This window comes from uncultured Nostoc sp., assembly GCF_964247315.1.
GTDB lineage: Bacteria > Cyanobacteriota > Cyanobacteriia > Cyanobacteriales > Nostocaceae > Nostoc.
In genome coordinates this window covers 5691-16124 of the sequence record NZ_CAXTTT010000148.1, presented here as the reverse complement: position 1 = coordinate 16124, position 10434 = coordinate 5691, and the positions used below count along the sequence as shown (strand labels likewise).

Annotated in this window: 9 protein-coding genes; 4 read left to right on the top strand and 5 right to left on the bottom strand. The window is 43.1% G+C overall.

Features of this window, described 5'->3' with window-relative positions:
- Window positions 1-8: 8 nt before the first annotated feature.
- The gene (locus tag ACFE93_RS30275) at window positions 9-377 is read right to left on the bottom strand and encodes a hypothetical protein (protein WP_375479109.1); all 369 of its coding nucleotides are present in this window, start codon (window positions 375-377) and stop codon (window positions 9-11) included.
- A 542-nt stretch (window positions 378-919) separates the two neighbouring features.
- Between ACFE93_RS30275 and ACFE93_RS30270 the strand changes: the two genes are divergently transcribed.
- Window positions 920-1744 carry a SirB1 family protein gene (locus ACFE93_RS30270; RefSeq protein ID WP_375479107.1) on the top strand — a complete coding sequence of 275 codons (825 nt, stop codon included), beginning with the start codon at window positions 920-922 and terminating at the stop codon, window positions 1742-1744.
- Between the two features lie 126 nt (window positions 1745-1870).
- Here the strand turns inward: ACFE93_RS30270 and ACFE93_RS30265 are convergent, their stop codons facing one another.
- Window positions 1871-2320 carry an SRPBCC family protein gene (locus tag ACFE93_RS30265; protein ID WP_375479105.1) on the bottom strand — a complete coding sequence of 150 codons (450 nt, stop codon included), beginning with the start codon at window positions 2318-2320 and terminating at the stop codon, window positions 1871-1873.
- 404 nt (window positions 2321-2724) lie between these two features.
- Between ACFE93_RS30265 and ACFE93_RS30260 the strand changes: the two genes are divergently transcribed.
- The 3 genes from ACFE93_RS30260 (at window position 2725) to ACFE93_RS30250 (ending at window position 5019) form a co-directional block, all read left to right on the top strand.
- Window positions 2725-4401 (top strand): mechanosensitive ion channel, encoded by a 1677-nt coding sequence (locus ACFE93_RS30260; RefSeq protein ID WP_375479103.1) that lies wholly within the window; start codon window positions 2725-2727, stop codon window positions 4399-4401.
- A 143-nt stretch (window positions 4402-4544) separates the two neighbouring features.
- On the top strand, window positions 4545-4760 hold the full coding sequence (locus tag ACFE93_RS30255) for a hypothetical protein (protein WP_375479101.1): 216 nt from the start codon (window positions 4545-4547) through the stop codon (window positions 4758-4760).
- 22 nt (window positions 4761-4782) lie between these two features.
- Window positions 4783-5019 carry a hypothetical protein gene (locus tag ACFE93_RS30250; RefSeq protein WP_375479113.1) on the top strand — a complete coding sequence of 79 codons (237 nt, stop codon included), beginning with the start codon at window positions 4783-4785 and terminating at the stop codon, window positions 5017-5019.
- Between the two features lie 321 nt (window positions 5020-5340).
- Here the strand turns inward: ACFE93_RS30250 and ACFE93_RS30245 are convergent, their stop codons facing one another.
- The 3 genes from ACFE93_RS30245 to ACFE93_RS30235 all read right to left on the bottom strand — a co-directional run.
- Entirely contained in the window at window positions 5341-6642 is a 1302-nt protein-coding gene (locus ACFE93_RS30245) for a response regulator (protein WP_375479099.1), read from the bottom strand.
- Window positions 6639-9506 (bottom strand): CHASE2 domain-containing protein, encoded by a 2868-nt coding sequence (locus ACFE93_RS30240; RefSeq protein WP_375479097.1) that lies wholly within the window; start codon window positions 9504-9506, stop codon window positions 6639-6641. Before ACFE93_RS30240 ends, ACFE93_RS30245 begins: the two co-directional genes overlap by 4 nt.
- A gap of 249 nt (window positions 9507-9755) precedes the next feature.
- The coding region (locus tag ACFE93_RS30235) for a DUF928 domain-containing protein (RefSeq protein WP_375479095.1) at window positions 9756-10434 on the bottom strand (679 nt) is incomplete at its 5' end.

Genomic DNA, 10434 nt, shown 5'->3' with positions numbered 1-10434 from the left:
GTCTCACATCAAGTTATGTAAATTGATTTTTTACTGCTTGTGAGAAATCCGGGATTAAACGCGAATGTTGTTTTAGATTCAAGTTTGCCAGCCAGAGTTGATGAGCCATCTGTATCTACGTATAGTCCGTTGTTTGGCAAGAAGTCAAAAACCCCATTATTTCCAATCAGGTCAACTGTTCCGTTTGTAACATTCCAATTGGCAAAACTGTTATAGTTTAACGCCTCATTGCCGCTATTTTCGGTATTAAAATTGTCTTCTAGAAGAACCACGGATGCAGCCTTAGCAGAAGCCGATGTTGCAATTCCAATTGCAGTAAAGGCTGCGATCGCTATGCTGATTTTGCTTAAATGTTTGAAACCGGTTGATGTCGTCATACAAATTACTTTATTTTCTTGCTCAGTAACTCTTGAAGTAAGGATTCAGCACCCAAGAGTCAGGAGCAAAGGCAAAGATGCTCCGCCTTTGCTCAGAATTTATAAGGAATCTAGAATAATTAGTATATTTATTCATCAAATGTTCTTCTGATTCTTTAATTATTCTGAATCCTGAATTCTTTCCTATTGAATAGCTTAGTAGTTAATTTATTTATTGAGAATAAAATATGCGTACAAATACGTAAAATTTACCTTATAAATTTAATTAAATAGTAGTAAAAACTGAGCTAAGGTCAGGCTTACATAGATATTTTTTAGCAAATATCTAGACAAAAGTTTTTAAAGTTGGGATATTTTTTGACAGCAGCTTTCTACTACTCCTGTACCCATAGAGTTTGATTAAAGTCAAAAATCAAAAGCTGCGTAAATTTGGTAACTACTGCCGTAAAGTGATGTTAATGCAGCGCTAAAATAAATGTAGTTACGGCAAACTGGTGTTAGTTCACCCGCTTCATCTTCACACCTCCACCGAGCAATAGCTTATGAATTTATCGTCAGCACGACAATATTTTTACCAGGAGATTCAGCAGTCTGACGAGCACATTGACCTAGCAAAGGCAGCTTTGTATATTGCACAAGAAGAATATCCCAACCTAGACCCAGAGGAATACCTCAATGCCCTTGATACAATAGCGTGGGAGCTTCAAGAACGCCTGCCTGACTCACGATATCCTTTGCGGATAGTTCAAAGTATTAATCAATATATCTACGAAGATTTGAAGTTTTCTGGTAATAAAATTGACTATTACGATCCACGTAACAGCTTTTTCAATGATGTAATTGACCGCCGACTGGGGATTCCTATTACCTTGGCACTTGTTTACCTGGAAGTTGCCCGACGAATTGATTTTCCGATGGTAGGTGTGGGAATGCCAGGACATTTCCTGATCCGCCCAGATATTCCCGATATAGAGATTTTCGTCGATGCTTTCAATGGCGGTGAAATAATATTTGCTCAAGATTGCGAAGACCGACTGTCTCAACTTTATCAACAACCTGTGACACTACAACCAGAATTTTTAGCTGTAGTTAGTAATCGGCAATTTTTGGCCCGGATGTTGACAAATTTAAAATTTATTTACCTCAAACAGCAAGAGTTAGAAAAAACGCTGGCAGCAGTTGAACGAATTTTGTTGCTGTTTCCTGGTTTAACTTTAGAATTACGCGATCGCGGTCTGATTTATTATCAACTCGGTTACTACCCCCAAGCCGTAGACGACTTACAAAATTATTTAGCAAAAGTTCCCGATGCTGAAGATGCATCTGTGATTCGGCGGCTACTTACTGAATTGGGTAAGGATGGGTAGGGAATGGGGAGTAGGGAAGCAAGGGAGCAGAGGAGAAGTTGTAGTAAGTTTTTTCCCTCTGCCCCTTTGCACCTCTGCCTTTTGTGCCCAATGCCCAATGCCCAATTACGAATTACGAATTACGAATTACGAATTATTTTGTTCTTCTGCAACTCGTTTGAGGCGGCGCAGTTGGGCTTGCATATCTTCTTTTGTCCAAGACGCAGCAAAGGTGTTAAAACCCCAATTAATTAAAAGGTTAGGGATATCGTACTCAAAGCGGTTGAGTAGGCGCGTTCCCTTTTCTGTGGGTTGACATTCCCAGCGATCGCGCCCTTGAAAAAACCCTTGAAATTCCCAGACTACCAAACCCGGTTGTCGTTCTACAACTACGCTATTCAAGGTGGGTTTGAGTAGAGGAATTTGAATAATAAAACGACTTTTACTGCCGACATCGGTACTCCAAGCTTCGCCTACAGGTTCGCAACGCAGGACGGGGTTGAGCCAACGGTGCATGAGAGCTAAATCGCTAATACAGCGCTCCACCACCGTAGCTGTAGCATTAATTTGAATCGATTGTGACAAAACTTGGGACATTCCACATCTTTGATGCTGTTGCTGCAATTAGAGTAACGCAAAATTCAGCAAAGTGGGAGATGAGAGAGCAGGGGAGCAGAGGAGACAAGGAGGACAAGGGGGAATTATTGAACAAGTCTCTCCCTTGTCTCTTCTCCATGCCCAATGCCCGTATATTAATAGGACTTACGCACACTCACTCTACGAATCCTTGGCGTTCTTCTCTAACGAGACGCTTTGCATTGGCGGAGCCTCTTGCAGAGAAGGCGACTTGGCGGTTCGATAAATTAAGCTTTCTGGTAATTTTTGCGTAAGTCCTGATTAAATCAAATATGAGTAAATATGTATGTTTTTACTGGTAAATTGATAGGCAAAACACTGACTCAGTGTTTGCGGCGAATACTTAAGCATAATTCCCGAAAACTATGAACACAACTTGGCAAGAAATAACCCAGGTGATGTCTACGACGGGCTACGCCTACGGAGTTGGTTTAACGACAAGGGTACAGCAATTTTTGGCACAATCATCACCCAGCCTGCAACCAATACAACCAGCAGTGAATCAAGGAATTGCTGATGTGCAAGGCATTGTTCAACAGTTGATTCTGTTTACGCCTCGTCTTTTAGGGGCGGTAGCAATCTTACTAGTCGGTTGGCTGATTGCAGCGATCGCAGCAGCAGTGACGCGAGGAATCCTTAATCGCACAAATATAGATAACCGCATTGCCGCAGGGATAACGGGTCGTCAAGATGTTCCCCAAGTGGAGAAATTAATCTCCAGCTTAGTCTTTTGGAGCATTATCCTGTTGACGGCAGTTGCTGTTTTACAGACATTGGATCTGGAGATAGCCTCTCGACCCCTGAATAATTTTCTCAATCAACTTATTGGCTTTTTGCCAAAGTTGGTTGGTGCAGGAATCATTTTGGTAGCAGCCTGGTTTTTGGCGACCATTGTGAGGATTATCACTGTGCGCTCATTACAGACATTTAATCTGGATGAGCGTTTGAATCCAGAACCAGAAGACAGAACACCCAGCCTCAATCAGCTGTCTCTGAGTGAGACGATTGGCAACGCTCTGTATTGGTTTATATTTTTGCTGTTTCTCGCTCCAATTTTGGATACTCTCGGACTACAGCAGGCTCTACAACCAGTACAAGCTTTAATTACAGAAGTTCTGCTAATTCTGCCGAACATTTTAGCGGCGATATTAATTGCTGTAGTTGGCTGGTTCATCGCTAATGTGGTGCGGCGGATTGTAACAAACTTGCTGGCGACAACTGGTATCGACCATTTAGGTAGTCGATTGGGATTATCTTCGGCTGCGGGGGTGCAACCTCTATCGAGTATTATCGGCACAATTGTCTATGTTTTGATTTTGATTCCTGTAGCGATCGCCGCGCTGAATGCCTTGCGAATTGATGCAATATCAATACCTGCGATCGCAATGCTGCAACAGGTTCTCAACGCCCTTCCTGCCATCTTTACAGCCGTGGCAATTTTGATTGTTGCCTATTTCGTCGGGCGGTTTGTGGCGGATCTGGTTACAAGTATCCTCACCAATTTAGGCTTTAATAACATTTTCAGCATACTGGGTCTGACAACACCCAGCAGACGAGTTGTAATTTCTACAGAATCAACAACTCCTCCGATTCCAAGCCGCACGCCATCGGAAATTGCAGGCATTGTTGCCTTAGTGGGGATCATGCTGTTTGCAACGGTGGCGGCGGTGAATATCCTGAATATTCCAGCCCTGACGGCATTAGTGTCTGGGATTGTGATCGTATTCGGGCGGATTTTGGCAGGATTGATAATATTTGCCATTGGCTTATTCCTGGCAAATCTAGCTTTTAATATCATTACCAGTTCCGGCGATCGCCAAGCCCAGATTTTGGGACAAGTGGCGCGGATTGCCATCATTGGCTTAGTCTCGGCAATGGCATTGCAACAGATTGGAGTTGCCAGTGATATTGTAAATTTAGCCTTTGGACTTTTACTAGGTGCGATCGCAGTTGCTATTGCCCTAGCTTTTGGTCTTGGAGGGCGCGATATTGCACGAGAGCAAGTTCAAGAATGGCTAAACTCTTTCAAAGGTAGAAACTAAAAATTGATGAAGGCGCAATTTCGTCTGTAAATTTGGAAAAGTGCAGCCGTAAACATCAATAGTCCAGAAAATCTATTGGCAATTTTGCTTAAGAGGTTGAAAGTTAGAGCTTAGAAACTCGGAGTTTGAGTAGAGAACTTGAAATGTCAAGTTTTGAAGCTCAAGTTCCGAGTTTTGAAGCTCAATCTAATCGGATTTTCCGAGTAACCTTTTTTAGTTACAAGAAAGCTGGGATAAAGCAAGGACGCATAGGCGCAGCCCATCGCAGGAACAATCCGATTCTCCCAAAATTACCGAAAGCTGTGCTGATGTGGGTTATTGAAGTGATGAGTGGAGGAATAGCTTTAGATTCTAAATAAAAATTATTGCAAAATAACATTTATGGATTTACTTATCAAAATTATTAAACGTTTTTGGATAATTAATTGTTTCGGGATATTTGTTTTATCGGCTTGTACACCTGCATCATCCCAAGAAAAACTTTTAACATCCGAAGAAGGAAATTTTAGTATCTTAATGCCAGTAAATCAAGCGAGAAAACAGACAGAAAGAATAATTGACTTGCTTTATGAACAGATAAAGGGAACATTAGAGAAAAAACCAAGGACTTACCGGTAAATAGCTAGGAAAGACTACCTAGAAGTAGCTAAAAAACGTCGTGTATCTCAAAAATCAGCTATTCCAAATTGAAATTGCATAATTAGGGTGGGTATCTCGCCTACCCGTTGCCAAATGCAGGCTTTTCAGTCCATCTAACAAGATTGGATTATTGATTTGTTGTAAACTTCTAAATAATTAATAAAATCAGATGCAACCTTTAGAGCTGATTCGTAAAGAAAATTTCAAGAGAAGTGAATCTGCTTTTACTTAGGTTATGGGCTAAATCGAGTGTAGTTATGTAGAGTTGCGGAATTTCTGACAAAATTAATGTATATTTGTTTATATAGGCAGAGTAATAATAAATTTTGTTCCCTCACCAGGTACTGACAAGCAGTTGACTTGTCCGTTATGTTTGTCAACAATAATTTGGTAGCTGATCGCTAATCCCAGCCCGGTTCCCTTACCTACGGGCTTGGTTGTGAAAGATTGCTCAAAAATTCGAGATTGCACTTCAGTAAGCATACCGGGGCCGTTATCTTGGATGCAAATTGTGACGGTTTGTTGCTGGGGATTAACAGATGTCGTAATGGTGATGATATTCTCGCAAGCAGCAATCTCTCGATCAGAATTGTTTTGATGGAGTTCATCAAATGCATCAATGGCATTGGCGATGATATTCATGAACACCTGGTTCAGTTGTCCGGGATAGCAACTGATTGGAGGTAACTCACCGTATTGTGTGATAACCTGGATTTTAGTGCGATCGCCATTGCCTTTGAGTCGATGTTTCAACAGCATTAAGGTGCTATCAATTCCTTCGTGAATCTGAAACTCCACCTGAGATGATATATCTGCGCGAGTAAAAGTTCTCAGAGAGAGACTGATATCTTTAAGACGGGTAATTCCCTGGTGCATTGATGCCAGTAGTTTCGGTAGATCCTCTGCCAGATACTCCAAGTCAATTTCTTCAACAAGCTCTTGAATTTCCTGGTCTGGCTGCGGTAACTTCTGCTGTTGCAGGTTCACCAGGCGAAGCAGATTATTTACATGTTCCTCAATATAAGATAAATTTCCGCCAATAAAACCAACCGGATTATTAATTTCATGACCAATACCTGCAACCATTTGCCCTAAAGTGGACATTTTCTCACTCTGGATCATTTGTAGTTGGGTTTGCTGTAACTCTTGTAAAGATTGAGTTAATTCTGCGGTGCGTTCTTGCACACGTTCTTCTAATGTGCGGGTGAGATGGGAAATTTTTAGGTGTAACTTTAAACGGGCAATGACTTCTTCCTGTTGGAAAGGTTTGGTAATATAGTCAACTGCACCTATTTCCAGTCCCGCCACTTTGTCTGTAGAATCGGATAAGGCAGTCATGAAAATTACTGGAATATTCTCAGTGGTGGGATTGGTTTTCAGTCTGCGACAAGTTTCAAATCCATCAATACCTGTCATCATTACATCTAAGAGAATCAGATCGGGATGAGCATATTCTGTTTGTTCGATCGCTGACTCTCCATCTGTTGCCATCAGGGCTTTCCAGCCACACCTCTGAATCGCTTCAGATAACACCTTGAGATTATTGGGATTGTCATCCACTAATAGAATATGTATGGGTTTCGAGATAGGAACAGCGATCATGGATGTAACTCCGTTGTGACAAATGATTTGAGTAACTTACGGATTTTTCCGGTTTGGAAATTGGCAGTGAGTTTGCTTAACTCTGCTGCAAAGGGAGCTAGTTGACTATTTTGCTCAATTAGTTCTTTTAACATTCCTTCAATCGCCGAGATATCTCCCATCATTGCCAAATGATAGAGTTGTTGCAAAACATCTTGAGATGGTAGTACCCATTCACTAGCACCGATCTGCTCACCTTTGGGAGGTGAAGATTCGGCATACATCCATTCCACTCCCAACAGCGATCGCAGTCTATTGAGTAGTTCCTCAATCTGGAGAGGTTTGGGTAGGAATGCTGTTGCCCCTGCCTCTAAACTCCGCTGACGATTTGACTCGAAGACGCTGGCACTAGAGACGATAATCGGAATAGAACGAGTTTGTGGATTCGCTTGCAGGTGAACCATTAACTCAAAACCATCCATATTGGGCATGGCTAAATCTAGCAGAATCACATCTGGATTGTGTTCAATTGCCACCTGTAGCCCATGTTTGCCATCAGTTGCTTCTAGGGTTCGACAGCCAATTTCTTGCAGCAGATTGGTCAACATAGAACAGTGGTTGCGATCGTCATCGACGATTAGAATCTGAGGCGCACTACCCTGAATCCCGATAATTTTCTGGGGAGTTTGAGTGTAATCCGTCGTAGGCATCGCTCCTCCACGCCAGTCATGAGCGAGTGGTACTGATACTGTCAAATCCAGCCAAAACAGACTTCCTTCGCCCAGGTGACTCTGCACCTGAATTTGGCTCCCCATCAATGCCGCAATTCTTTGGCTAATTGCCAATCCCAAGCCAGTACCTTCAGATCGTTGCCCTGCTTCACCCACTTGCTCAAACGGCAAAAAGATTTTCTCAAGTTGCTCTGGTAACATTCCAATACCCGTATCTTCAATCTGAAAACGAATATTTTGATGTGTCATTTGTCCATTGTCATTAGTGAGCCACTGCGGTCTTGGGGTCTCCCCAAGTGAAGCAAGTGGCGTCATTTGTTTAGACTCTTGACCAATGACTAATGACGAATGACTAATGACTTCCACTTTGAACGTTACGCTACCGCTATTTGTAAATTTGATCGCGTTGCCCAGTAAGTTAATTAACACTTGCCGCAGCCGTTTTTCATCGACTTCAATGGCAAGTGGTAGGCGATCGCTAATTAAGATATTAAATCCAATCCCTTTCTGTTCAGCCCGGATACCACAAATCTCAGTTACACCATTTAAGAAACTTGGCAGATGGACGTTAGTGACAACCAAATCCAATTTCCTCGCTTCTATCTTCGAGAGATCGAGAATGTCATCGATCAGCATCAAAAGATGCGAGCCGCATTGGTAGATAATGCTGACTCCTTCTAGGTTTTTAGCTGTGATGTTTGGCGATCCTTTTAGTAGCTGGGCAAAACCAAGGATGCCATTTAGAGGTGTGCGTAGTTCGTGGCTCATATTGGCGAGAAACTCACTCTTGGCCTGATTGGCAGCATCAGCAGCTTGCTTTGCCTCGACTAATTCATGAGTTCGTTCTTCGACTTTCGTCTCTAGGGTTTTGGAATAATCTAATAGTTGACTGTTGGCAATTTCCAGTTGGCGATTTGTTTCTTCTAACTTCCGCTGTTTATAGGCATTAGTTGTTGCAATCACACTACCGATAAACGCCGCTAAGGTGGGTGTTACCGGAATTAAAATACCATACAAAAACATCCCATAGCCACACAATATACAGGCTCCACTGATGCCTACAGTTGCCCAAAGAATTTTGCCGCCGGGAACCCGCAGCTTGCTACTAGTGGATAACGTGGATAACAACCAACTACCTGTAGAACCAATGACAGACCACAAAACAATCCAGAGTGATAAAGAAATGCCAGAAACACCGTGCAGACTGGCTTTTCCTGTTTTTGCTCCTCGTACTAGTTGATGAGCAATATTCGCATGAACAACTACACCTGGAGTCGGTTTTTGAGCAGAGATCCAAGAAGAAAAGGGTGTGCTGAAGAAATCATTGGTACTGGAGGCAATCGACCCAATAAATACCATGCGATCGCGCATCAAATCTGCTGGAATTTTACCTGCTAACACATCGCGCATCGCAACTGTCCGAAATGCGGCATCTGTTCCATGCCAATTGAGCAGAATTTGATAGCCTCCTAAATCGGCATCGGTATAACCTGCTTCTTGATTTTGCAGTGGTAAATAAATTTCTTTACCCAACTGAAACTTTTGCTGTTGAGGGTCAATGCTTTCTAAGCTAATTTTTTCAGCTTCGAGGTACTTTAGGGCTACAAGGGTTGCTAGTCCGGCTTTAATGGTGTTTTTCTCTTTGGCATCTTCAGCTGTCAGGAGGGCGCGACGTACAAAGCGATCGCCATCTAACACTAAATCTGCTAATCCTACCCGATCCTGTTTTTTCAATTCCGGTGGGGGATTAACGCGTTCGCCAGTAATTTTCTCAACTCCGATCAAATTGGGAGTGTTGCGAAAAACTTGAACAAGTTGCTCGTGTCCGCTTCCTTCCGGTAAATCTCGATAGAGATCCAAGCCAATGGCTCTAGGCTGCTGCGCTCGGATTTTTTCTAGTAATCGTGCTAGCGCCCAGTCTGGAACTGGCCATTTACGCACAGCTTGGATATCGCGCTCATCGATTGTGACAATCACAATCTCATCAGCGATCGCCACAGGCGATCGCTGACGAACCCATTCGTCGCGAATTTCCCATTCCGGTAAATTGAAAAGTCCCAACGATTGCCCAACCATAACCGTCAAGGCAACGCTAGGAGTAATAATCAAAACGCTGCGAGTGCGTTGGACAAAAGCCTGGAATTTGCGCCACATATTTGTACTATATAAATGGGGATTGGGGAACTCGGCGTCCCCTCTGAAGATAAGGGGTAATGGGGACTGGATAGAAGAAACAAGAGAGGGACAAAAAGAATAATTACTCTTAACCTAATGCCCAATGCCCACTTGCCCTGAGTTTACGGTGAGCGCAGTCGAACTGCGACTTGTGCCGAGCGACTTGTACTGAGCGTAGTCGAAGTAAGCCGAGGTAAGCCGAAGGGATGCCCAATTCCCAAACTGCAATTAGTTAGTAGATGCTAATAAGTTCGCTGTTACAATCTCCTTCAAACTGACTGAGGATAGAAGTTCTTCCCATTGTTTGCGGAGAGTTGCATTGTTGGGTTGAGCGGTGTATACTGCTGCAAGTGTTGCCACACAATCATACCAAACACCGTTTTTACCCAAAGCAGTAGCCCGCTTCAGAGCATCTTGCTTTTGGATTGCTGTTGCTAACTCAGCGCTGGGCTGGATACGCTGAACCCAACCATCGACGTAAGGCGTACTTGGACTGAGTTGCCCATCTACTTTGAGTGCTAAGAACCATTGATAATTTTTACCAACGGCTAAAGCGGGTGCATTGACTGGTAATTTGATCGCGATTACCCCAGTTTTACCCGCAACTGAAATGTTCATCTGATGTTGCATATTGCCAGCTTCATCTTTGAGGCTGAACACGGCTTCTTGAGCATTGGAAAATGGGAGATACACCAATATTGTGGGACGTTCAGACAGTGTTGTGCCATAGAAGTTTTGGGGCAAGAGGGCGATTAGCGCTGCTGGTTGTGTTGTACTTGTAGTTGCTGGATTCAAGTAGTAAGTACCAACGCGAGAAGCACCCGCACTTGCTTGTTGGGGAGCGCCTTTGCCGACAGCAGGTGTAAAGAGGTTGCCACGAGAAGCTCCTCCAGTTGCCTGTCTGGGC

Excerpts from the sequence above, each read along its gene's own strand:
- ACFE93_RS30275 (WP_375479109.1), bottom strand. The coding sequence starts at position 377 with ATGACGACATCAACCGGTTTCAAACATTTAAGCAAAATCAGCATAGCG.
- ACFE93_RS30270 (WP_375479107.1), top strand. The coding sequence starts at position 920 with ATGAATTTATCGTCAGCACGACAATATTTTTACCAGGAGATTCAGCAG.
- ACFE93_RS30265 (WP_375479105.1), bottom strand. The coding sequence starts at position 2,320 with ATGTCCCAAGTTTTGTCACAATCGATTCAAATTAATGCTACAGCTACG.
- ACFE93_RS30260 (WP_375479103.1), top strand. The coding sequence starts at position 2,725 with ATGAACACAACTTGGCAAGAAATAACCCAGGTGATGTCTACGACGGGC.
- ACFE93_RS30255 (WP_375479101.1), top strand. The coding sequence starts at position 4,545 with ATGTCAAGTTTTGAAGCTCAAGTTCCGAGTTTTGAAGCTCAATCTAAT.
- ACFE93_RS30250 (WP_375479113.1), top strand. The coding sequence starts at position 4,783 with ATGGATTTACTTATCAAAATTATTAAACGTTTTTGGATAATTAATTGT.
- ACFE93_RS30245 (WP_375479099.1), bottom strand. The coding sequence starts at position 6,642 with ATGATCGCTGTTCCTATCTCGAAACCCATACATATTCTATTAGTGGAT.
- ACFE93_RS30240 (WP_375479097.1), bottom strand. The coding sequence starts at position 9,506 with ATGTGGCGCAAATTCCAGGCTTTTGTCCAACGCACTCGCAGCGTTTTG.